Below are 23,739 nucleotides of genomic sequence, written 5' to 3' on the forward strand. Positions count from 1 at the left end.
TCAATGCGATCACCATCAAAGCAAAGACCGAAAACGACGTCATGGTTCTTGCAACGGAGAAGGCGGCCCTTGTCAGCCAGCGCGTGGCTACCGACATTGCTCAGGCCACATCTGCCGGCGCCACTTTGGCCGCCACCCTGAACGGTATCATCACAGACGGCTCAAAAAACCGCACTGACATCATTGCCGCCATCAAGTCCGTCCCGCCGCAATATGCCAACGTATTCGGGGCATGGATGTTTGAAATGCCAGAGGCCAAGGGCCTGACACCCGCCGCAGGCAGCGATGGCGTCAACAAGGAAGGCATCTTCACACCCTATTGGACAAAGGGCGACAATGGCCAGATGGAACTATCGACCTGGAGCCTTGATCCAACGTCCGAATATTATTCGCTTGTGGCCAATTCTGGCAAAGCTGCGATTACCTCACCCTATCTTACCAACATGAACAAGTTGGTGACATCTGTTTCCGTTCCTATGCGTGCAAACGGCAATATCGTTGCCATGGCCGGCGTCGACATTAAACTTGATGACCTGACAAATACGCTGAACCAGATGAAACCATTCGATGGTGGCCGCGTCATGCTACTGGCCAGCAATGGAAAATGGCTGTCACACCCTGATGCTGCCAATCTGATGAAGGATTATGCCGATCAAGGCGCTGACAAGGTCAAGCAGGCGCTGGTGGATGGCAAGCCGCAGATTTTGCGCGATATGGCGGACGGTTCCGTTCGTCTGGTCTACCCATTCTCAGCCCCCGGCATGAACACGACCTGGGCGGCAATTCTCGATGTTCCCGCAGCAACCTTCTCCGGTCCGGTATGGAGCCAGATTTACAGCACCACCATCGGCGGCGTGCTGATCCTGCTGGTGTCACTGGGCGTTATTCTCGCCGCCAGCCGCACCCTCATCGGAAAACCACTTAAGAGCCTCCTCGGCTCCGTTCAGAAAATGGCGGATGGCGATTACCGTGACGACATTCCCCATAATGGCAGTGTAGACGAACTCGGCCGCTTGAAGGTGGCTCTTGNAAAATTCCGCCATGATCTCGCCCGCGGCGAGACGTTGAAACAGGAACAGGAGCAGCTGCAGGAGCAGGTCGAAGAAGACCGCAAACGCCGCAGTAATATTGAAGAAGCGAAGGCAGAAGATCTGCGGAATTTCGTGCAAATCGTCCAGAACAGCTTCAGTGTGCTGGCTTCCGGTGACCTCACGGTCCGTATGGACGCAAAGGTTTCTGCGGAATTCGAAACCATCCGTCAGAACTTCAACACGTCGGTCTCCACGCTCGAAGATACGATCAGCAACGTCGTCCAGGCCGTGTATGCCATCCGCTCTGGCCTCGGAGAAATTTCAACGGCATCGAACGATCTCGCGCGCCGCACCGAACAGCAGGCCGCATCTCTGGAAGAAACAGTTGCAGCGCTGGGTGATGTAACCCGTGGCGTCAACGACACCGCCGATGGTGCAAACACTGCCCNAAAAACGGTCAGCGCCGCGCGCACCGACGCTGAACAGGGCGGCGCAGTCGTCGCCCGTGCCATCTCCGCCATGACGGAAATCCANGGGTCTTCGAGCAAGATCGGCAATATCATCAGCGTCATCGATGAAATTGCGTTCCAGACCAATCTGCTGGCGCTGAATGCCGGTGTCGAAGCTGCTCGTGCGGGTGAAGCTGGCAAGGGCTTTGCCGTCGTGGCGCAGGAAGTCAGAGAGCTGGCGCAGCGTTCCGCACAGGCCGCGAAGGAAATCAAAACGCTGATTTCGCTGTCATCCTCGCAGGTAGAAATAGGTGTTCAACTCGTTCAGGAAACCGGCTCGTCGCTCGATAAAATCGTTGAACAGGTGGTTGGCATGACCCAGACGGTCAACCAGATCGCCTCCAACACCCGCGAACAAGCCGTGAGCCTTCGCGAAGTGTCGTCGGCTGCCGATCACATGGACAAGGTTACCCAGCAGAACGCGGCCATGGTTGAAGAGACGACGGCAGCGGCGCAAAGCTTGTCACAGGAAACCGAAAATCTTGCCGAAGTCATCGGCCGCTTCAAGGTTGGCAAAAACACGTCGCACACCGACCAGCGACGTACACAATATGCCCTGGCCAGCTAATGGCCCGGGCATCCGGCGCTTGCCCTATTCGCCTCTGGGGTAACGCTGGTTGTCCTCAAGGATGTTGAGGTCCATGTGGTTTCGCATGTAACGCTCCGACGCTTTTTGAAGCGGCTGGAAGTCCCATGGGTAATAAGCGCCGTTGCGAAGGGCCTTGTAGACGACCCAACGGCGCGCCTGGCTTTCGCGAACGGACGCGTCGAATGCGTCGAGGTTCCAACGCGTATCGACCTGTTTCATTAAAGATGCCAGAGCATCCTGATGACGCGGATCGTCTGCAAGGTTATGCAGTTCCTGCGGATCGGCCTCGAGGTCGAAGAGCACCGGCGGGTCTGCCTCGCAAATGCTCAGCTTGTAACGCCCATCGCGTATGGCAACCAATGGCGCGATCGAACCTTCGGCGGCATATTCCATTGGAACAGGGCCGCGCTTCGACGTGCCCTCGACAAGCCCGGTCAAGTCCTCCCCGTCCGTCCAACGTTTCAGCGATGTGATATCCAGACCCGCAAGCGAGCAAAGGGTCGGGGTCACATCGAGAGTTGAGACCGGTGCATCGACGCGGTTAGTACTCCACTGTGGAGCGGNAATCATCAAGGGGACGCGGGCCGAACCTTCGAAGAAACACATCTTGAACCACAGCCCGCGCTCGCCCAGCATATCGCCGTGATCGGACAGGAAGACAACGATCGTGTCCTCATCCATTCTCGTCCGTTTCAGCACATCGAGAATTTCACCGACCTTCTCATCGACATAGGAGATGTTGGCGAAATAGCCCCGCCTTGCCCGCCGCACCTGTTCAGGCGTAATATCGAACGCGCGGTGATCGCAAGCTTCCAGCAGCCGTTGCGAATGCGTATCTTGATCGGCAAAGGCAATGGGCTCGACGTGCGGGTCGAGAGCCGGGCAATCCTCGTATAAGTCCCAGAACTTGCGCCGTGCGACATAGGGGTCGTGAGGATGCGTGAAACTGACTGTCAGACACCATGGACGGTCATCGAGCCTGCGCGAGAGGTCATAGAGCTTGCGGGTCGCATGATAGGCGACCTCGTCGTCATACTCCATCTGGTTGGTGATTTCGGCAACGCCTGCCCCCGTGACGGAACCGAGATTATGGTACCACCAGTCTATACGCTCGCCGGGCTTGGTATAGTCAGGTGTCCAGCCGAAGTCGGCCGGGTAGATATCTGTCGTCAATCGCTCTTCGAAACCATGTAACTGATCCGGTCCGACGAAATGCATCTTGCCGGACAGACCGGTATAATATCCCGCCGAACGCAAGTGGTGCGCATAGGTCGGGATGTCTGACGCAAATTCTGCAGCATTGTCGTAGACACGCGTACGGCTTGGCAACTGGCCGGACATGAAGGACGCCCGCGCAGGCGCGCAGAGCGGACTGGCCGTGTAGCTGTTGGCGAAGCGCACGGAGCGCTCCGCCAACGCCTTCAAGTTGGGCGCGTGGAGAAAATCCGCTGGTCCATCCGGGAAGAACGTTCCGTTCAACTGATCGACCATGAGGATGAGAATATTCTGACGCGTCATGCACTGTTATCCTGAAATCACAGACCGACCGCAGCCTTGACTGCAGCATCACCGGGCTTGCCGTCCAGCGTCGTCACACCAAACAGCCAAGTATCGATGACTTTCGGATTGGCTTTGAGCCACGCTGTTGCCGCATCGGTGGACGTCTGGCCGCCAAGGATTTCGCCCATCAGCTTGTTCTCCATGCCCACATCGAATTTGAGGNTTTTAAACAGGCTGGCGGCGTTCGGGCACTGCGCCGTCCAACCGGTTCTGGCCAGCGTGTAAACCTGTGCGCCACCGAAGTTCGGTCCAAAGTAGTCATCACCACCGGACAGATACTCGATCGAGAATTTCTCGTTCATCGGGTGAGGTGCCCAGGCGAGAAACACGACGCCCTTCTTCAACTTACCGGCACGCTCTACCTGCGACAGCATGGCCTGCTCTCCAGATTCGACCAGTTCCCAGTCTTTAAGCCCAAATTTTTCGTCGGCTATGANTTTCTGAATATTCTGGTTGGCAGGTGCGCCGGGTTCAATGCCATAAATCTTCTTGTCGAACTCATCGGCGTGCTTTGAAAGGTCAGCAAAACTCTTGATGCCTTTTTCCGCCATGTAAGATGGAACGGCGAGCGTGAACTTGGCACCCTCCAGGTTCTGGCCGATGACCTCGATTGCCTTTGCGGCGTTCAGATCATCGACGAACGCTTTCTGGGCAGGCATCCAGTTGCCCAAGAACACATCGATTTCGCCATTTTTCATGGATTGATAGCCGATCGGCACCGACAGGGTCTTGACGTCCGGTTCATATCCAAGCGCGCTCAGCACTACGGATGCAACGCCATTAGTTGCTGTAATATCCGTCCAGCCGGGATCGCTCAACCGGATCGCCTTGCACGCAGCGTCATCCGCCGCGTTCGCATTGCCAGCAAAAGCAGCAACAATCAGAAGAATGCCTGTGGTGATGCGTCCTGTACGAGAATTCCTGTTCATCGCTGTTCTCCGATTAATCCAGTATTTTAGTGAACAACGGATTGATCTCTGCCGTGAAGCGGATANTTTTTGATATCTGGCNAAAGGANTTTTTATGGCTGAGCGACCGATCAATCTGGGATGGATGCGGATATTGCTGGAGATCGGCAGGCGCGGCAGCCTGACTGCGGCAGCGCAGGGACTGGGTTTGACGCAGCCCGCGGTGAGTTATCAAATCCGGCGTCTGGAGGAGGAGTTGGGCATTCGCGTTCTGAAACGCCAGCACCGCGGCGTTGAACTGACGCCCGAAGGCAGACGCCTCTACGACACAGTCAGCCGCCATGTCGCCGAAATCGATCTGTTGGCCGATGAGTTCAAAACAGATGAACGGGCGACCGTTCGGCTGCACACGGACTATGCGTTTTCGTCGCTGTGGCTCATTCCGAGAATGCAGGAATTCCGCGCCCGATATCCCGATATCAACATCCAGATAGCAGCGACACAGAACCCGCTTCGCCAGAATACGGGTGNAAATGACGTCTTGGTGATCTTCGGAACCCGAGAAGAGGCCGGTCGTAACGCGACATTGCTGCTGCCGGAAAAAGTCAGAGCCGTTTGCGCCCCGGGCTTTTTGAACGCTTCTCCCGAAATGGCAAAGCCGGAACATTTCGCAAAGCTGAAGCTCATCCATCTCGAAAGCTCTTGGGCATCGACTTGGCACGATTGGCCGAGCTACCTCGCAAGTGCTGGTGTTCAAAGAAATATCGAACACGGCAGAGGCGACATAAGCTTCAACACCTATTCTCTCGTCGTCCAGTCAGCCATCGGCCATCAGGGATTGGCGCTCGGCTGGGCAGGCCTGGTGGATGACCTGCTGAAAAGCGGCGCGCTCGTCGGCGTCGGCCCCGAACTTGAAGCACCAGATCGGGGATATTGGTTGATGGGCTCATCGGGCAGAAAAGGTGCCACGGCAAAACTGGTAGATTGGCTGCGTGAGCAAGCGCCATAGCGATAGCAGATCCNTTTACGTCATGGATGCCTGACTATCCGCACACCCGATGATTTGAGGTAAGCGCTTGGCGAACTGCCCAGCATGCGCCTGAACATTGTGGTGAAGGCGGAAACATTCTCATAGCCCGCATCCAGCGCAACATTCGTCACGCTTTCCCCGTTTGCCAGACGCGGCAGCGAGGCAAAAATACAGGCTTGCTGGCGCCATGTCACGAAACTCACACCAGTTTCGGCGCGAAACACGCGGGTAAATGTCCGCCTGCTCATACCCAGCGTCTGCGCCCAATCATCAATGCTGGCGTTGGCGGCCGGGGCACTCAAAAAATGCCTGCAAAGCGCTGCTATGTTTGGTTGAGACGGAAAGGGAAGCCCCAGCGGCTTTTCGGGAAGCTGACTGATTTCGTCCATCAGCAACTCCATGACCAGTTCACGCCTGCGCGTTGCCGATCGTCTTACGTCATCTTGAACGAGTTCCTCGATCAAGTTTTCAGCGAGAACGGTGACCTCCACGACGCGTGGCCTGTCGGTGTTGATGACATCGCGATGCACGTAGACGGAATGCATTTCCACATCGCTGATCATTTCGCTGGAATGTTGCAATCCGGCAGGAATGATCAGCCCATGGCCAGGCGGGATCATCCAGCGTCCATCACCTGTACTGACGATCACGACACCGCTATGGGCAAACCACAACTGCGTCTTTCTGTGTAAGTGCACCGGGCTCTTGAAGCCTTCGGGATAGACGCGACGAAGTGCTAGCACGGCTTCATTATTGCCATCGATGAAACTGAGCATGGCGTCATGCTCGTCACTGCGCAAAAAGCTCAATCCCTGGGAATGATCGTCAAGCATTTGGCCCACTCTCGTAAAAACTAGACCACACCACAAAAGCAGGCCGAAAACAATGAGGGTAGAAGAGCGCNAAATCATGACGAATATCTGGAGAGAAACCCTATGGCGAGTGTGACCAGCACGAGCTTCAGTGCCGNAAAAACGACGNTTTCCATCATCGCCGCAGCCAGCTTCTGCCATATGCTCAACGATATCATGCAGTCGCTGCTCACGTCGCTGTACCCGCTTCTCAAGGCGAACTATGCGCTGGATTTCGTCCAGATCGGCCTGCTGACCTTCGCCTTTCAGGTGACTGCCTCGCTGCTTCAGCCAGCCGTGGGCATAGCAACAGACAAATGGCCGATGCCATTTTCATTACCAGTCGCCATGCTCTCCACCTGTGCCGGACTGTTCACGCTTGCCTACGCACATAGCTTTGCGGTCTTGGTGATCGGCGCTTGCATGATTGGCATCGGCTCTGCCATTTTCCACCCGGAAGCGTCGCGCGTCGCGCGCGTCGCATCGGGTGGTCGCCACGGTCTTGCACAGTCGTTCTTTCAGGTTGGTGGCAACACCGGCACGGCCATCGGCCCGCTTCTCGCAGCCTTCATCGTTCTTCCGATGGGTCAGCAGAGCCTGAGCTGGTTTTCCGTGATCGCCCTTATCGGCTTTGCCGTTCTGTCATGGGTGAGCGTCTGGTACAGCCGTCACCGCCGCAGCAATGCGGGCCGCGCACCCGTCAGCCGTACTTTGNCCATGGCCNAAAACAAGGTGATCATGACGCTTGTCGTCTTGATTATTCTGACGGCGACCAAGAACGCCTACCTCGCCAGCCTGTCGAGCTACTTCACCTTCTACACGATTGAGAAGTTCGGCCTGTCTGTTCAGGATGCGCAGCTGCTGTTGTTCCTGTTCCTTGGCGCATCCGCTGCGGGCGTGTTCTTCGGCGGGCCGATTGGTGACAAGTTCGGCTCGCGCGTCGTTATCTGGNTTTCGATCCTCGGCGTCATCCCGTTTGCACTGCTTTTGCCCTACGCCAATTTGATGTGGACTGCCATTCTCGTTGTCATGATCGGCTTCATCNTTTCCTCGGCGTTTTCAGCCATCGTCGTGTTTGCGCAAGAGTTGGTACCCGGACGTGTCGGCCTGATCGCAGGCATGTTCTTCGGATTTGCCTTCGGTTTCGGGGGCATTGGTGCTGCGGTTCTAGGCGTCTTCGCAGACCGCGAGGGCATAGATTTCGTCTACCGCCTCTGCTCCTACATGCCGTTGCTTGGCTTGCTCACGGTGTTTCTACCGCAATTGCCAAGCCGCCGCAGGGCCGCTTGAAGTCAATAAAAAGCCGCCCGGAAACCATCCGGGCGGCTTTTCTATATTGCTATCTATCAGGCTGCACGAAGACTCGCAGCCAGAGGAATCTCAACGTCGATCTCCAGCAGCGAGACATGCTCGTCGCTGTCCATCTTGACGTGAACCTTGTCGCTGTCGATCTGGACGTGCTTGGCGATTACAGCGAGAATTTCCTCACGCAGCAAGGCGACGAGCTCGTTGCCAACACCGTTGCGTTCATGCGCGAGCAGAACCTGCAACCGCTCACGGGCAAGGGGTGCCGATTTTTGTTTGCGGAAAAGGTTGAAGATGCTCATGCGGCCCTCCCGAAGAACTTGGCGAAGATGCCACGCTTTTCGCCGGGAATCATCATCGGAACGTCTTCACCGCGCAGGCGGCGTGCCGCATCGAAATAAGCCATGGCCGGTGGAGATTTCGCATCCGCCAGAGTAACCGGCGCACCGACGTTCGACGCGCGCAGAACATCCATGCTTTCAGGGATGATGCCGATCAAAGGAATGGATAGAATTTCCAGAACGTCTTCGACCTTCAGCATATCGCCACGCTCGGCACGAACCGAATCGTAACGGGTCAGCAGCAGGTGCTTTTCCATCCGCTCGCCGCGCTCGGCCTTTAGTGTCTTGGAATCCAAGAGACCGATAATGCGATCGGAATCGCGAACCGAGGATACTTCCGGGTTTGTAACGACAACGGCAACATCCGCATGGCGCATTGCCAAGGTCGCGCCGCGTTCGATACCAGCCGGGCTATCGCAGATGACCCAGTCGAAATGCTTCTTCAGCTCGCCGATGACCCACTCGACACCTTCAGGCGTCAGATTGTCCTTGTCGCGTGTTTGCGATGCCGGCAACAGAAACAGCGTGTCGAGACGCTTGTCGCGGATCAGCGCCTGCGGCAGCTTCGCATCGCCTTGAATGACGTTGACCAGATCGTAAACGACGCGGCGTTCCGCACCCATGACGAGATCGAGATTGCGAAGACCGACGTCAAAATCAACGACGACGACCTTCTCCCCGTTCTGCGCCAGCGCTGCACCAAGCGCGGCTGTCGACGTGGTTTTACCAACGCCTCCCTTGCCGGAGGTAACGACGACTACCTTCCCCATCCTGCTCTCCTATCCGTTTTTGCCGCATACGGCTTAATTGAGTTTGTCCGCTTTGATCGTATCGNTTTCCAGCCATAGCTGGACGGCCTGACCGCGAAACTTCGGGTCGATATCTTCAGCCACTTTGTAGACGCCATCGATGGCCAGCAGCTCGGCCTCCAGCTTCTTGCAGAATATCCGCGCCGAAGCGTTGCCCAGCGATCCCGCCATGGCACGACCGCGCAGCGCGCCGTAAATGTGGATCGATCCACCCGCGATGACTTCGGCACCCGAGGCTACGGACCCGACTATGGTCACATCGCCCTCAGGAAAGATGATCGATTGGCCGGAACGCACCGGCTCGCTGATCATCAGGGACTGAACCACACTGCGGATTTCCGTAACGGGTGGCTTCGAAACATCCTCAGCCGCTTCGGCCGTGGCGAGCGATACGGGTTCCACATCGACGTCCGAAGCTGCCTTTCCACCCTTCAAAGCGGGAGGCATGCCGGGCTCAATCATGGACGGGCGTGCGCCTTCGATACCCATAATGGCGACATTACGGGAAAAAAGCTCTGCCAGAAGGCCTTTCAGCCCCGCCTTGTCGAGCTTCAGTTCCGCAACATCCAGAACCACGGGGCGCGACAGAAAAAACCCGGCAGAGCGTGCTGCCAGATCATCGAGTCGCTCAAGCCATTGGTCCAGAGGCTGTTCAGGAGATAGCACGACCGCAAGAAACGAGCGGCCTTTGATGCGGATTGAGCGTGAGGTGTCTGTTAGCACTTTGGTCATCTTGGTAAAGAAATCATTGACAATGAGGTACCGCGAATGTGGTTAACAAATGGTTAACAGGCACCATGTCAACCAAGAGAAATTAACCTCGACATGGCCTTGACAGACGTACATCTTGCAGCGGCCATAGCGCTGAATTTCCAAGTGATTCTGCCTTCGGACGAAGTATGCAGCTCGCCTTTAGAGAGTGGCCATCCACCCTTCAACCAGTCGACCCGGACGACGCACTTGAGAAGAGAAAAATATTCTCCCAAACTGCATCTTTTTGCGTCTTTGTGCCGTTTAAACCAGCACGATTTATGGGAAGAGACATCAACAGAAAATTCTGAAAGGAATACCATGAGCTGGCTCAAGACAATCACAACCGCAGCAGCCCTGAACGCTGCCATGTTCGCTCCAACATTTGCTGGCGAAAATCTTGACCAGATCAAGTCCGCGGGCGTCATCAAGATCGGCACCGAAGGCACTTACGCGCCATTCACGTTCCATGATTCTGCCAACAAGCTGGTTGGCTTCGACGTGGAGATCGGCGAAGCCGTTGCAAAGAAGCTCGGCGTCAAGGCCGAGTTTGTTGAGGGCAAATGGGATGGCCTGATCGCCGGTCTCGATTCCAAGCGTTACGACGCCGTCATCAATCAGGTCGGCATCACCGAAGCGCGCAAACAGAAATACGCCTTCTCCGAACCTTACATCGCCTCCAAGGCGGTGCTGATCGTCAGCGAGAAGAATACCGACATCAAGGGCTTTGCAGACCTGAAGGGCNAAAAATCGGCCCAGTCGCTGACCAGCAACTTCGGCAAGCTGGCAACGGAAGCGGGCGCTGAGCTCGTTGGAACAGATGGCTTCGATCAGTCGATCCAGCTGGNTTTGACCGGTCGTGCCGACGCGACTGTCAACGACAGCCTCTCGTTCCTGGATTTCAAGAAGAAGCAGGCAAACGCACCCGTGAAGATCGTGGCTGAAAAGCCGGATGCCGATTATTCCGGTATCATCGTGCGCAAGGGTGACGACGATCTGGTAGCCTCCATCAACAAGGCATTGGCCGACATCAAGACCGATGGCACTTACAAGAGGATTTCCGACAAATATTTCGGTCAGGACGTCTCCAAGTAAGCTGACGTGACGTCTATTTTCCTTCGGGNAAATAGGCCATTGTTGAGATAAGATCATAAAGTCCGGCGTCCAGCGCCGGACTTCGCATTTTTAAGGGGTTTACCGTGCCGCATTGGCTTCAACTGATGATGGATTCCCTGCCCACGCTGCTTTGGGCAGGTGTGAAATTCACCATCCCATTGACATTGCTGTCCTTTCTCTTTGGATTAACGCTGGGTCTTGCCACCGCTGTCGCACGATTGTTCGGCCCTACGCCGCTCCGGTTGCTTGCGCGGTTTTACGTCTGGGTCATCCGTGGCACGCCGCTGCTGGTGCAGTTGTTCGTGATATTCTACGGCCTTCCCAGCATGGGCATTCTGCTGGATGCGTTCCCGGCGGCCCTTATCGGCTTTACGCTGAATGTAGGCGCCTACACGTCCGAAATCATCCGCGCTGCCATTTCGTCGGTTTCGAAAGGTCAGTGGGAAGCGGCATTTTCGACCGGCATGAACTGGCGGCAGGCCATGCAGCGTACCATCCTGCCGCAAGCAAGCCGGGTGGCCGTACCACCGCTGTCCAACACCTTCATTTCTCTGGTGAAGGACACCTCGCTCGCCGCCGCCATTACCGTGCCGGAACTTTTTCAATCGGCACAGCGCATCGTGGCCACCACCTATGAACCGCTCATCCTCTATATCGAGGCGGCCATCATCTATCTGGCCCTGAGTTCCGTGCTGTCCAACTTGCAGGCGCGGCTGGAAGTGCGTTTCGCCCGTTACGGCGGCATGATGGAGAACAGCCGATGATCGAGCTTTCCAATATCGAAAAACGTTTCGGCGAAGCGGTCATCCTCAAGGACATTTCGCTCAGCTTTCCTGAAGGCAGCGTAACCGCTTTGGTCGGCCCATCCGGCGGCGGCAAGAGCACCCTGCTTCGTTGCATCAACCTGCTGGAGTTGCCAACGGAAGGGACCGTAAAGATCGGCACCGATGCGGTTTCCTTTACCGCAGGCAAGAAAGTGACGTGGCAGTCCATCCAGAAAATCCGCCGGCAAACGGGCATGGTGTTTCAGAGCTTCCAGCTTTTCCCCCACCGCACGTCCATCGAGAACGTCATGGAAGGACTGCTGATCGTGCAGAAGTGGTCACGCGAAAAGGCAAGAGATCGCGCCATGGAGCTTCTGACCAAGGTCGGCATGGCGCACAAGGCCGACGCCTGGCCCGCCAATCTCTCGGGCGGGCAGCAACAGCGCGTGGCCATTGCGAGGGCACTCGGTCCCTCGCCGCAAGTGCTGTTATGCGACGAACCGACGTCAGCGCTCGACCCGGAATTGTCAGAGGAAGTGGTCGACGTGTTGGGTCAACTCGCCCGTGAGGGAACGACCATGGTCATGGCGACGCACGATCTGCGCCTTGCCTCGCGCATTGCCAATAACGTCGTGTTTCTCGAAGCTGGAAAAGTTGTCGAAACCGGCTCCTCCGAAGCCATTTTCCGCTCGCCCAAGCAAGATCGCACCCGTCGCTTCGTTTCCTCCATCAACGCGGCACAATCCCTTTAGCATGTCGTCGAATCCCTACCGTTGGCCGTAATAGACTGTTTTCAATTCGGGATTTGACCCTTAAGTCTAGAACGACGACATTCGCATCAGGGAGGCTGCATGCAGACGGTTCTTGAGGAAGTGGAAGCGCGCCGGGCGCAGGCACGGCTTGGCGGCGGGCAAAAGCGCATCGATGCGCAACATGCCAAAGGCAAGCTGACGGCGCGGGAGCGTCTGGATGTTCTGCTTGATGAAGGCTCTTTCGAAGAATACGACATGTATGTCACCCACCGCGCGGTGGATTTCGGGGTGGCCGAACAAAAGGTCGCAGGCGATGGCGTCGTCACCGGCTGGGGCACCATCAACGGGCGGCAGGTCTACGTCTTCAGCCAGGACTTTACCGTTCTGGGCGGTTCGCTATCCGAAACCCATGCGCAGAAAATCTGCAAGGTCATGGATATGGCCGCACGTGTTGGAGCGCCTGTCATCGGTCTTAACGACAGCGGCGGTGCGCGTATCCAGGAAGGCGTATCGTCGCTGGCCGGTTACGCAGAGGTTTTCAGGCGCAATGCCGAGGTTTCCGGCGTTGTCCCGCAAATTTCCGTCATCATGGGCCCCTGCGCGGGCGGCGCTGTCTATTCCCCCGCCATGACCGATTTCATCTTCATGGTTCGCGATACCTCCTACATGTTCGTCACCGGACCGGATGTGGTAAAAACCGTCACCAACGAGATCGTCACGGCGGAGGAACTGGGCGGGGCCTCCACCCACACCAGAAAATCGTCTGTGGCCGATGGCGCTTATGAAAACGATGTCGAGGCACTGGAGGCAGTGCGGGCGCTGTTTGATTTCCTGCCGCTCAACAACCGCGAGAAGGCACCGAACCGCCCGTTTCACGATGATCCGGCACGGCTGGAGCAGCGTCTCGACACACTCATTCCTGACAGTTCCAACAAGCCTTACGATATGAAGGAACTGATCCACGCGCTGGCCGATGAGGGCGATTTCTTCGAGATTCAGGAGGCCTTTGCAAAGAACATCATCACCGGCTTCATCCGCCTCGAAGGCCAGACCGTTGGCGTTGTCGCCAACCAGCCGATGGTGCTGGCCGGTTGCCTTGATATAGACAGCTCACGCAAGGCAGCCCGTTTTGTACGTTTCTGCGATGCTTTCAACATTCCTGTTCTGACGCTAGTGGACGTCCCGGGCTTCCTGCCCGGCGTGGCACAGGAATATGGCGGCGTCATCAAGCATGGGGCAAAACTGCTCTTTGCCTATGCGGAAGCGACAGTGCCGATGGTAACGTTGATCACACGCAAGGCTTATGGCGGCGCCTACGACGTGATGGCCTCGAAACATATCGGCGCCGACGTCAATTACGCGTGGCCGACGGCGGAAATTGCGGTGATGGGCGCGAAGGGCGCGGCAGAGATCCTCTACCGCTCCGAACTCTCCGACCCAGACAAGATCGCCGCGCGGACCAAAGAATACGAAGAGCGTTTCGCCAATCCCTTCGTAGCGGCAGAGCGCGGCTTTATCGATGAGGTCATCATGCCGCATTCGTCCCGCCGCCGCATCGCCCGCGCCTTCGCATCACTGCGCAATAAGCAGGTGACGACGCATTGGNAAAAACACGACACGATTCCGCTGTGAGGATAACCCAATGATTTCCAAAATCCTCATCGCCAACAGAGGCGAAATCGCTTGCCGCGTCATTCGCACCGCGAAAGCCATGGGCATCAAGACCGTCGCGGTTTACTCCGATGCCGATGCCAACGCGCTGCATGTGCGGGAAGCGGATGAGGCCGTGCACATAGGCCCGGCCCCGTCCAACCAGTCCTATATCGTCATCGACCGAATTCTCGACGCCATAAAGCAGACCGGGGCCGATGCCGTGCATCCCGGTTACGGCTTTCTGTCGGAGAACGCAGCTTTTGCCGCAGCGCTGGATAAGGCCGGCGTCATCTTCATCGGACCGCCGGTGAAGGCAATCGAGGCGATGGGCGACAAGATCACCTCGAAAAAACTGGCGCAGGAGGCCGGTGTTTCCACCGTGCCTGGGCATATGGGCCTGATCGAAGACGCGGACGAAGCCGTGAAGATTGCATCATCTATCGGTTACCCTGTCATGATCAAGGCATCCGCAGGTGGCGGTGGCAAGGGCATGCGCATCGCCTGGAACGACACCGAGGCACGCGAGGGCTTCAAGTCCTCCAGGAACGAGGCGAAGGCGTCATTTGGCGATGACCGCATCTTCATCGAAAAATTCGTCAACCAACCACGCCACATCGAAATTCAGGTTCTGGGCGACCAGCATGGTAAAGTGCTCTACCTCGGCGAGCGGGAATGCTCTATCCAGCGCCGCAACCAGAAAGTCATCGAAGAAGCGCCCTCTCCNTTTATCGATGAAGCTACACGCAGGGCCATGGGTGAACAGGCCGTGGCACTCGCCCAGGCCGTTGGTTATTATTCCGCTGGCACGGTGGAATTCATCGTGGATGGCGACCGCAATTTCTACTTTCTTGAGATGAACACCCGCCTTCAGGTCGAGCATCCAGTTACGGAACTCGTCACTGGCATCGATCTCGTGAAGCAAATGATCCGCGTGGCCTCTGGCGAACCCCTTGCCTTCAGCCAGAACGACGTGAAACTCAACGGCTGGGCCATCGAAAGCCGTCTTTACGCGGAAGACCCCTATCGCAACTTCCTGCCGTCGATCGGTCGTCTCTCGCGATATCGCCCACCCAAAGAAGGGACCCGGCCTGACGGCACCATTATTCGAAACGACACGGGCGTTTTCGAGGGTGGTGAGATCTCGATGTATTACGATCCGATGATCGCCAAGCTCTGCACCTGGGGAAAAGATCGGGCAGAAGCCATCGATGCCATGGGGGATGCGCTGGACAGTTTCGAGGTCGAAGGCATCGGCCACAACCTGCCCTTCCTCTCCGCCGTCATGCAAAATCAGCGTTTCCGCAGCGGAAACCTGACGACAGGCTTCATCGCCGAAGAATTTCCCGAGGGCTTTGCGAGCGTCGAACCGGATACTGAAACCGCACGGAAACTGGCTGTCATTGCGGTCCTTGCTCATCACCGTGTGCAGACCCGGGCAACGCAGATTTCCGGCACCATCGGTAATCATCGCAGAGTGGTTGGCAATGATTGGGTTGTCACCTTAGCAAAGGCGGACCATCGCATTTCCCTTACACACGCTGAGAACAATACCTCTGCAACCTTTGAGGATGGCACAACTTTGCCAATCGACACGGCATGGCAGCCAGGGCAAACGCTGCAAATGTTTACGGTCGGTGGCCAGTCCATGGCAGTGAAGATCGATCTTTCGCCATCAGCCATCCGTCTTCGCTGGCGCGGCATGGATATATCTGCACGGGTTCGTACCCCACGCGTGGCAGAACTGGCCCGGCTTATGCCGGAAAAACTGCCACCGGATACGTCGAAACTTCTGCTTTGCCCCATGCCGGGCGTCGTGACCTCTATTTCCGTACAGCAGGGCGATCATGTGGAAGCGGGCCAGACGCTGGCGACGGTCGAGGCGATGAAGATGGNAAACATTCTTCGTGCGGAACGGCGGGGGCGCGTCAGCAAAGTGGCGGTCAGTGCAGGCGACAGCCTGGCTGTCGATGAGGTGATTTTGGAGTTTGAATAGGTCGCCGGATCGTTTTAAACAGACACTGCTTTTCAGCCTGACACCAAAGGACCTATCATGCCCAGCGCAACCGACCGCATCGTCTATCTCAACGGTGAATTTCTACCTGAATCCGAAGCCAAACTGTCGATCTTCGACCGTGGCTTTCTGTTTGGGGACGGCATCTATGAGGTTACGTCCGTCATTGATGGCAAGCTGATCGACAGCGATCTGCACATGGCGCGGCTGGAGAGAAGTGCTGGTGAAATCGACATTCCTTTGCCCATCACGACCCAGCAGGTGGTCGAAGCGGAACGACGCCTGATCAAGGAAAACAATTTGACGGAAGGTTTGATCTACCTGCAACTGACGCGTGGCGCGGAAGACCGCAACTTTCTGTTTTCAGATGATCTCGCACCTACGCTCGTCATGTTCCCACAGGTNAAAAAACTGATTGGCAGCCCCCAGGAGGCAATCGGGCTCTCGGTAAAATCTGTTCCGGATCAGCGCTGGGCTCGCCGTGATATCAAGTCCGTTTGCCTGCTGCCGCAGGTCATGGCAAAGCGCATTGCAAAGGCCGAGGGCTGCGATGAGGCATGGATGATCGAGGACGGTTTCGTAACCGAAGGTGCCTCTTCGACTGCCTACATCATCAGCGCAGACAAGAAGCTGATCACACGCGGCAACAGCAACAAGACCCTGCCCGGCTGCACACGTCAGGCCGCTTTGCAATTGATTGAAGAAGCAGGTCTGACGCTGGAAGAGCGCCCCTTTACGCTCCAGGAAGCGTTGGACGCGCAGGAAGCGGTGCTGACAAGTGCGGGCAACTTCGTGATGCCCGTCACAAAAATCGACGGAAAGCCGGTGGGCGATGGNAAACCCGGCCCACTGGTGAAGCGCCTTCGCGAGCTTTACCTCGNAAACGCGATGCGCACGGCTATCTGATACTTGAAGGCGCTCGATTCTCTCAGGTCGAGCGCCTATACTCGACCATACGCGCACGGCTGGAAACCAGTTCCAGGCGATCTTGATCCAGCAAATTGATGCAGACCCGNTTTGTCCATGGACCATCATTCAGCGTAAACAGGAAGCGACCATTCCCCAACGCTGTGATCGGCATCGACTGACGAGTGGGGCCAATGCCCATCGAGAGAACGCCACTCTCGATCACNAATTCAGCCCCTTCTTCTGAAGACCAGCGGCCTGAAAGCGTGGAGGGAACGTCATGCTTCCCCACTGGTATAAAGCGGCGCGGCGCGTGTCCCGCTTCTCCGACCAGCGCGCCATCTTCCAGACGCAGGCGCATAGGCGACGATGCAGAAAGCGACGAGGCCCAGCCATCGCCATCATCATACAGCGTGTCGTCAGCGTCGATGAACGTGCAAGTGCTTCCGTTGATTTCCAACCACCAAGGGCCGGTTTCGGTAACGTAAAGGCCGTTGGGCAGATCGCTCTTGGGTCTTGGCAGCGGCAATCCCGTCAATGCTGCCATGCACTCTATTGCGATTTTAAACCCGTTCGTATCTTCCCGGTTCGAGACGACGGCAAAGCCCGTTCCGTTTTCAGGATCGAGCAGAAAGTAGGTCTTGTAACCGGGATGCGAGCCACCGTGACCGATAAACCGACGCTCGCCCAAATGCGACCAGCGCAACCCCAACCCGTATTCGCTCATTCGGCCATCCGCCAAGGAGCGTTCCGCAGAGAGTTTTTCCAAGACGCCCGCGAAACCCTGCTCGCCTTTCAACAGCGCTTGCAGCCACCGAACAAGCGCCTCGGCACTTCCCGCCAGACTACCGGATGCGGAGATATGCAGGCCTGCGGATGAAAGCTGCCAGCCAGGCTTGGATTTCCAGTAACCCGGCACAAGCCCCGCGACCGGGTCGTTCCAGACATCCGGTGCTTTCAGAACGATGCCGAGCGGTTGGGCAATCTTCTCTTGTACGAAATCATCAAAACGTAACCCGTTTCGCTCAAGCGCTGCCTCGACGAGACGGTAGCCGGTATTGGAATAGGAAATTTCACTGCCTGCCGGAAAATTAAGGCGTTTCAGACGCGAGAGATAATCGAGCAGCGGTCCGGCTTCCGTTTCCGTGTAGACCGACAGGCCCAGAAGTGAGAGGCATTCGCGCACATCCGGCAGACCGCCGCTCATGTCGAGTGCCTGCCCGACCGTCACGTCGCAAAGCGGTGCTTGCAGTTCGGGAATGTGCTTGCCGAGCGGATCATCGAGCAGGATCAGATCGCTGTGTTCCAGCACCATGGCGCAAAACACATGTTTCGTTACCGACGCATAGCGCACGACACTTTTGGGCGTAAACGGCATATAGGTCGACAGGCTTTCAACACCTCCCGAAGAGGCAAACCGCAAGCCTGACAGATCAAAGCCGATGACGGAACCGCCCGGTTCGTTGCTGTTCCATTGCGAAACGAAATCCTCCGCGACCTCAGATGCAGCGTTCCAGTCTTGATTGTCCGTCATGTANTTTTCCATTCAAATAGTCCCTGCAATACCATAGGGCACTGTTCAGCTCTTGCATTTGCACCTATCTGACGCTTACAGCAATGCCGTGTCAGACCCTCCGAAAGCGACCAACATATGACGAACCTCAATGCCGTGCCCGTATTTGATGGCCATAACGACGTCCTGTTGCGTCTGAAACTTTCCGGCTCTTCCGCGCCGGAGACACAGTTCATCGAAGGCGACACGGTTGGGCATATCGATCTGCCCCGGGCNAAAAAAGGTGGATTGGCTGGCGGTCTATGTGCGATCTTTGTGCCGTCGCCACCGGGTTTTGACGCTGACCGCAATTTCACACCTCCGAGCCAACCTGACGCCCTGGCCACCACATTTGGCATGGCAAGCCTGCTGTTTCGCATCGGATCGGCGTCAGATGGCAAACTCAAGGTATGCCGCAGCGCGTCTGATATTCGTGATGCCATGGCGAAGGGCGCGTTTGCTTCGGTTTTACATATCGAGGGCGTGGAAGCTTTCGACGCCGATCTCGACGCTCTCTATGNTTTGCATCAGGCAGGACTTCGAACATTAGGACCGGTCTGGAGCCGACCCAACATATTCGCGCATGGCGTTCCCTTCCGCTTCCCTTCGACGCCCGATATAGGACCCGGCCTGACGGAAGCCGGACAGCGGCTGGTGAAGGTCTGCAATGATCTGAAGATCATGGTCGATCTCTCTCATATGAATGAGCAGGGTTTCTGGGATATTGCCAAAATTTCCAACGCGCCGCTGGTCGCGTCCCACTCCAATGCACACACGCTGTGCAACCACAGCCGCAACCTCACTGACCGGCAACTGGATGCCATCCGTGATACAGGCGGGCTTGCAGGCATCAATTTCGGCGTGCTGTTCGTACGTCAGGACGGCGTCAAGAACCCCGACACCGATCTGGGTGAACTGGTTCGCCATGTCGATTACATGGTCGAGCGCATGGGCATCGATCACGTCGCAATGGGTTCGGATTTCGATGGCACGACGATTCCGGCGGCGATGAAGGATGCGGCTGACCTGCAACTGCTTGTCGATGCGTTGCGAAACGCTGGTTACGATCAAGCGTCGCTTGAAAAAATCTGCCACGGCAACTGGATCAGGGTACTGGAAGCGACCTGGGGCCAATAAGTAGTCTGGAAGGGTAATACTATATAACAACGCGCGGTTGTTGTAGTTATTGCTGCTTCTCGTAATATTCACCGCCACAATTTAGAAAATAAAAATTAAATCTTTATATGACTGAGACGATACCGAACTAGCGTCACAATCCTGTGGTTCGCCAGACGCAATCTGGTTTCGTGGAAAAGCATATGACCGAGAAGAACGACGTCGCAAATATCGAAGAGGCCGAAGCCGGGCTCGAGGGNTTTTTTGAGCGGTACAGGCCGCATCTCACATCGATCGCAGTGACGGTCGTTTTCGTGATGATGACCTTCACAATCTACAAGCTGACGTCAGAAGTCCGCTACGACGACATCGTTGAGGCGCTTGCGGACACAAGCTGGAAGTCGGCGGCGCTTGCGATCCTGTTTACAGGCTTAAGTTTTGCCGCCCTGATCTGTTATGATCTGAACGCCATCGAATATATCGGCAAGAAGCTGCCGACGCCCTCCGTCATCGCCACTGCATTCATTGCCTACGCGGTTGGCAACACCGCCGGTTTCGGGCCATTGAGTGGCGGCGCCATCCGCTTTCGCGCCTATTCTCGCATGGGACTAACCCCCTCGGATATCGCCCGCATAATCGCCTTTGTCACGCTATCATTCGGCCTCGGGCTGCTTGCAGTCAGTGCTTTGTCGACGTTGATCGTGGCTCCGCGCATCGCCAGCATCATCAACGTCGATCCGACTTGGTTGAGAGGCGGCGCACTCGTCGTCATCGGCATCATGGCAACGTTGATGTATCTGGGGCGAAACAGCCGGGTCATCCAGATAAAGCGCCTGAAACTTCGCCTGCCGGATAGCCGGACATCCTCACGGCAGTTTCTGGTGTCGGCCCTCGATATTGCAGCCTCCGCATCCGTTCTCTACGTGCTCCTGCCGGAAACAAATGTCGGCTGGCCCAGCTTCTTTGCAATCTACGCAACCGCTGTCGGCCTCGGCGTTCTCAGCCACGTGCCTGCGGGTCTGGGCGTTTTCGAAACGGTGATGGTTGCGGGTCTCGGCAACGCCATCAGCCTCGATCAACTGCTCGGTGGCCTCGTTCTTTACCGGATGATCTACCATGTGCTTCCGCTTCTGGTCGCGATTATCCTGATGCTTGCTACGGAAATGAAGCAGTTCGCGTCCAAGCCTGTCATGGCCGATATCGGCCATCTTGCCGGGCGACTGGCGCCGTCTCTACTCTCAGCCTACGCGCTCATTCTCGGCACCATGCTCATTTTCTCGAGTGTGACGCCGACGCCGGATAGCAATCTCGATTTCCTCTCCGGCTTCGTGCCTTTGCCGATCATCGAAGCAGCACACTTTTTGTCGAGTATTCTCGGCCTCGTCCTGGTGGTCGCATCCCGTGGCTTGAGCCAACGGCTAGATGGCGCATGGTGGGTTGCACTGGTTGCTGCGGCAGGCGGTCTTTTTCTGTCGTTGATCAAGGCTATCGCTGTTTTCGAGGCGATATTCCTTGGAATTTTCATTGTCGCGTTGTTCTTCAACATTCGCAGTTTTACCCGCCATGCCTCACTTCTGCGTCAGGCGCTGGGCCCGACATGGCTCGCCGCCATGGCTGTCATCGTTGCAGGAGCAGCAACAATTCTGTTCTTCGTGTATCGCGATACCGATTACAGCCAGACGCTCTGGTGGCAGTTCGAANTTTCAGAGGAAGCCCCGCGCAGCTTGCGAGCCCTGCTGGGTCTGGTTCTCGCTTCCTCCACCGTCGCGATCTTCAGCCTGTTGCGGCCGGTCATGTACCGCCCGGAAGAAATACATCCTGAAGATATCGTGAAAGCGACCGAGATCGTCAAAAAGCAGGATGTGGCCGACGCCAATCTTGTACGTATGGGTGACAAGCACGTCATGCTGTCGGAAAGCGGCAATGCCTTCATCATGTACGGCATTCGCGGGCGCTCCTGGATTGCGCTGGCCGATCCTGTGGGAGACGAAAACGATTTCGCAGACCTCGTCTGGCAGTTCGTTGAGACTGCTCGTGCTTCCGGTGGAAGAGCTGTGTTCTATCAGATATCGCCTGCCATTCTCACCCACTGCGCCGATGCGGGCCTGCGCGCCTTCAAGCTGGGTGAGCTCGCCATGGTCGATCTCACCCGTTTCGAATTGAAGGGCGGCAAGCTGGCCAATCTGCGGCAATCGCTCAGCCGTGGCGCGCGCGACGGCCTGACGTTTTCTGTCATCGATACGCCGCAAGTTCCTGAAATCTATGAGGATATCAAGCGGGTTTCAGATTCCTGGCTGGAACATCACAACACGCGCGAAAAGACTTTTTCGCTTGGTTCCTTTGAAAAGGACTACATTCTTTCACAGCCTGTTGCCGTGTTGTACAAGGATGGTCAGGTCACAGCTTTTGCCAACCTGCTGATGACCGAAACGNAAAAAGAAGTCACCGTCGATCTCATGCGCTTCTCACCGGATGCGCCGCGTGGTGCTATGGACTTCCTGTTTGTCAGCATTATTGAATATATGCGCGATCAGGGTTACTCCTACTTCAATCTCGGCATGGCACCGCTTTCTGGCATGTCGAAACGCGAGGCTGCTCCAGTCTGGGATCGGATTGGCGGGACATTATTCGAACACGGTGAGCGTTTCTACAATTTCAAAGGATTGAGAGCGTTCAAATCGAAGTTCCACCCGAAGTGGGAACCTCGTTATGTCGCGGTTTCAAACGGTACAAGTGCCGCTTTGGCGCTGATGGATGCAACGGTGCTCATCAGCGGTGGCGTCAGAGGAGTAATTGGTAAATGACAGGCCTGAAGTTTCTGAAAGCCGCCTTGATAGCAGCGACACTCTCCGTACCCTTTCATGTGTCGGCACAAGACGCTAGCGGCTATCAGACAGGCATGATCCCGCCAGATCATATCATGCTGCCGGACGGTGATGTCAGCGCCAATATTTTCCTCATCTCCGGTGCCACCGGCTGGGGCAAGGCAGAACAAACAGAAGCGGACGCGCTGGTCGAAAAGGGCGCCGTTGTCGTCGGCATCGATTTTCCGAAATATATCGAAGCACTCAAGGCCGATGACGACGAGTGCATCTACATGATCTCGGACATTGAAGAGCTTGCGCAGGAAATACAGCGTAAAGCAGGCGTCTCGAACTATCGGCCACCGATCATTGCCGGCATCGGTGACGGTGCAACACTGGCCCTGGCCATGATCGCGCAGAGTCCGGCGGCAACGATAGGCGAGGCTGTTGCCGTTGATCCCGTTGCAGGTGTTCCTCTGGACAACAAGATACTCTGCACGCCAGCTACCAAGGAAAAGGATGGTGACCGTACAATCTATGGTCTGACCGATGGCCCCTTGCCTGCCCCAGTCAGCGTCGTTTTCACGCCGAAAGCAGATGCCAAGGGCCGCACCCATGTGGAAAACCTCGTGAAGTCTCATGCCGACATCGACGTCAAGGATGTGACGGATGACGCGCAGGCAGCGCTTGCACAGGCGTTGCAGGACCGCATCGATGCGGCCGGAAACAGCGACAACCCACTCGGTTTGCCGCTGACGGTTCTGGAAGCCAAGCCGACAATGGATACGATGGCGATCATCTATTCCGGCGATGGCGGCTGGCGGGATCTGGACAAGGATGTCGGCAGCTTTCTCCAGCAGGATGGTGTGCCAACGATCGGCATCGATTCACTGCGTTACTTCTGGTCTGAGAAAAAGCCAGAGGAAATCGCCAGCGACCTTTCACGCATCATCAATACCTATCGCAAGGAGTGGAAGGTCAAGAACGTCATGTTGATCGGTTACTCCTTCGGTGCGGACGTTCTCCCTGCGACCTTCAACCTTCTGCCAGAGAAGGACAAAAGCCGCGTCGTGCAGATGAGCCTGCTGTCACTGTCCAACGAGGTTTCCTATGAAATTTCGGTCGGCGGTTGGCTTGGCGTCTCTGGCTCAGGCACGCAGGACCCGGTGACGGACCTCGAAAAGATCGACCCGAAGATCGTCCAGTGCGTGTACGGCACTGAGGATGAGGATGCCGCCTGCCCGGCACTGAAAGACAAGGGCGCGGAAGTCATCGGCATAGATGGCGGCCATCATTTCGATGAGGATTATGAAGCGCTCACCAAACGTATCGTCGCTGCTCTNAAAAAACGTCTGCAGCAATAACTTAAGACGGAATTCTTT

19 protein-coding genes are annotated in these 23,739 nt (G+C 56.5%); 12 read left to right on the top strand and 7 right to left on the bottom strand.

The features are described from left to right. Positions 1–245 precede the first annotated feature (245 nt). Complete coding sequence (locus tag CUC55_RS14395; RefSeq protein WP_483415356.1) at positions 246–2,108, top strand: methyl-accepting chemotaxis protein; 1,863 nt, start codon at positions 246–248, stop codon at positions 2,106–2,108. 24 nt (positions 2,109–2,132) lie between these two features. On the opposite strand, the gene betC is transcribed toward CUC55_RS14395, so the two are convergent. Next, on the bottom strand, positions 2,133–3,647 hold the full coding sequence (gene betC / locus CUC55_RS14400; RefSeq protein ID WP_103088302.1) for a choline-sulfatase: 1,515 nt from the start codon (positions 3,645–3,647) through the stop codon (positions 2,133–2,135). A gap of 17 nt (positions 3,648–3,664) precedes the next feature. Further along, on the bottom strand, positions 3,665–4,618 hold the full coding sequence (gene choX / locus CUC55_RS14405) for a choline ABC transporter substrate-binding protein (protein ID WP_103088303.1): 954 nt from the start codon (positions 4,616–4,618) through the stop codon (positions 3,665–3,667). Positions 4,619–4,712: 94 nt separating this feature from the next. Here choX and CUC55_RS14410 point away from each other — a divergent pair, with 94 nt between their 5' ends. Continuing rightward, on the top strand, positions 4,713–5,606 hold the full coding sequence (locus tag CUC55_RS14410; RefSeq protein WP_103088304.1) for a choline sulfate utilization transcriptional regulator: 894 nt from the start codon (positions 4,713–4,715) through the stop codon (positions 5,604–5,606). A gap of 20 nt (positions 5,607–5,626) precedes the next feature. Here the strand turns inward: CUC55_RS14410 and CUC55_RS14415 are convergent, their stop codons facing one another. Further along, positions 5,627–6,460, bottom strand: coding sequence for an AraC family transcriptional regulator (locus CUC55_RS14415; protein WP_067646702.1), 834 nt, complete (start codon positions 6,458–6,460; stop codon positions 5,627–5,629). A 102-nt stretch (positions 6,461–6,562) separates the two neighbouring features. Between CUC55_RS14415 and CUC55_RS14420 the strand changes: the two genes are divergently transcribed. Further along, a complete protein-coding gene (locus CUC55_RS14420; protein WP_103088306.1) occupies positions 6,563–7,768 on the top strand; it encodes an MFS transporter in 1,206 nt (401 codons plus the stop codon). Positions 7,769–7,824: 56 nt separating this feature from the next. Here the strand turns inward: CUC55_RS14420 and minE are convergent, their stop codons facing one another. The 3 genes from minE to minC are packed head-to-tail and all read right to left on the bottom strand — an operon-like array spanning position 7,825 to position 9,665. Then, entirely contained in the window at positions 7,825–8,085 is a 261-nt protein-coding gene (minE, locus tag CUC55_RS14425) for a cell division topological specificity factor MinE (protein ID WP_045229302.1), read from the bottom strand. Continuing rightward, positions 8,082–8,894, bottom strand: coding sequence for a septum site-determining protein MinD (gene minD, locus CUC55_RS14430; RefSeq protein ID WP_067646708.1), 813 nt, complete (start codon positions 8,892–8,894; stop codon positions 8,082–8,084). The genes minE and minD overlap by 4 nt, the downstream gene beginning before the upstream one ends. A gap of 33 nt (positions 8,895–8,927) precedes the next feature. Next, positions 8,928–9,665: a septum site-determining protein MinC gene (gene minC, locus CUC55_RS14435; RefSeq protein ID WP_170063890.1), complete on the bottom strand. Its 738-nt coding sequence runs from the start codon at positions 9,663–9,665 to the stop codon at positions 8,928–8,930. 339 nt (positions 9,666–10,004) lie between these two features. Here minC and CUC55_RS14440 point away from each other — a divergent pair, with 339 nt between their 5' ends. The 6 genes from CUC55_RS14440 to CUC55_RS14465 all read left to right on the top strand — a co-directional run bounded on the left by CUC55_RS14440 (position 10,005) and on the right by CUC55_RS14465 (position 16,885). Continuing rightward, positions 10,005–10,778 carry an amino acid ABC transporter substrate-binding protein gene (locus tag CUC55_RS14440; RefSeq protein ID WP_103088307.1) on the top strand — a complete coding sequence of 258 codons (774 nt, stop codon included), beginning with the start codon at positions 10,005–10,007 and terminating at the stop codon, positions 10,776–10,778. A 104-nt stretch (positions 10,779–10,882) separates the two neighbouring features. Further along, positions 10,883–11,563 carry an amino acid ABC transporter permease gene (locus CUC55_RS14445; RefSeq protein ID WP_067646717.1) on the top strand — a complete coding sequence of 227 codons (681 nt, stop codon included), beginning with the start codon at positions 10,883–10,885 and terminating at the stop codon, positions 11,561–11,563. Continuing rightward, positions 11,560–12,315 (top strand): amino acid ABC transporter ATP-binding protein, encoded by a 756-nt coding sequence (locus CUC55_RS14450; protein WP_067646721.1) that lies wholly within the window; start codon positions 11,560–11,562, stop codon positions 12,313–12,315. Before CUC55_RS14445 ends, CUC55_RS14450 begins: the two co-directional genes overlap by 4 nt. A gap of 99 nt (positions 12,316–12,414) precedes the next feature. Continuing rightward, the gene (locus tag CUC55_RS14455) at positions 12,415–13,947 is read left to right on the top strand and encodes an acyl-CoA carboxylase subunit beta (protein ID WP_103088308.1); all 1,533 of its coding nucleotides are present in this window, start codon (positions 12,415–12,417) and stop codon (positions 13,945–13,947) included. A 10-nt stretch (positions 13,948–13,957) separates the two neighbouring features. Continuing rightward, positions 13,958–15,961: an acetyl-CoA carboxylase biotin carboxylase subunit gene (locus CUC55_RS14460; RefSeq protein ID WP_103088309.1), complete on the top strand. Its 2,004-nt coding sequence runs from the start codon at positions 13,958–13,960 to the stop codon at positions 15,959–15,961. Positions 15,962–16,018: 57 nt separating this feature from the next. After that, positions 16,019–16,885 (top strand): D-amino-acid transaminase, encoded by an 867-nt coding sequence (locus tag CUC55_RS14465; protein WP_103088310.1) that lies wholly within the window; start codon positions 16,019–16,021, stop codon positions 16,883–16,885. Positions 16,886–16,907: 22 nt separating this feature from the next. Here CUC55_RS14465 and CUC55_RS14470 read toward each other — a convergent pair whose 3' ends face one another. Further along, complete coding sequence (locus CUC55_RS14470) at positions 16,908–18,419, bottom strand: serine hydrolase domain-containing protein (RefSeq protein WP_103088311.1); 1,512 nt, start codon at positions 18,417–18,419, stop codon at positions 16,908–16,910. 117 nt (positions 18,420–18,536) lie between these two features. On the opposite strand from CUC55_RS14470, the gene CUC55_RS14475 reads away from it, so the two are divergent. The 3 genes from CUC55_RS14475 to CUC55_RS14485 all read left to right on the top strand — a co-directional run bounded on the left by CUC55_RS14475 (position 18,537) and on the right by CUC55_RS14485 (position 23,721). Continuing rightward, complete coding sequence (locus tag CUC55_RS14475; RefSeq protein ID WP_103088312.1) at positions 18,537–19,574, top strand: dipeptidase; 1,038 nt, start codon at positions 18,537–18,539, stop codon at positions 19,572–19,574. A 182-nt stretch (positions 19,575–19,756) separates the two neighbouring features. After that, a complete protein-coding gene (gene mprF / locus CUC55_RS14480; RefSeq protein WP_103088313.1) occupies positions 19,757–22,357 on the top strand; it encodes a bifunctional lysylphosphatidylglycerol flippase/synthetase MprF in 2,601 nt (866 codons plus the stop codon). After that, positions 22,354–23,721 carry a virulence factor family protein gene (locus CUC55_RS14485; protein ID WP_067646743.1) on the top strand — a complete coding sequence of 456 codons (1,368 nt, stop codon included), beginning with the start codon at positions 22,354–22,356 and terminating at the stop codon, positions 23,719–23,721. Before mprF ends, CUC55_RS14485 begins: the two co-directional genes overlap by 4 nt. Positions 23,722–23,739 lie beyond the last annotated feature (18 nt).

The organism is Agrobacterium bohemicum, assembly GCF_002896715.1.
Taxonomy (GTDB): Bacteria; Pseudomonadota; Alphaproteobacteria; order Rhizobiales; family Rhizobiaceae; genus Agrobacterium; species Agrobacterium bohemicum.

Excerpts from the sequence above, each read along its gene's own strand:
- CUC55_RS14415 (WP_067646702.1), bottom strand. The coding sequence starts at position 6,460 with ATGCTTGACGATCATTCCCAGGGATTGAGCTTTTTGCGCAGTGACGAG.
- minE (WP_045229302.1), bottom strand. The coding sequence starts at position 8,085 with ATGAGCATCTTCAACCTTTTCCGCAAACAAAAATCGGCACCCCTTGCC.
- minD (WP_067646708.1), bottom strand. The coding sequence starts at position 8,894 with ATGGGGAAGGTAGTCGTCGTTACCTCCGGCAAGGGAGGCGTTGGTAAA.
- CUC55_RS14450 (WP_067646721.1), top strand. The coding sequence starts at position 11,560 with ATGATCGAGCTTTCCAATATCGAAAAACGTTTCGGCGAAGCGGTCATC.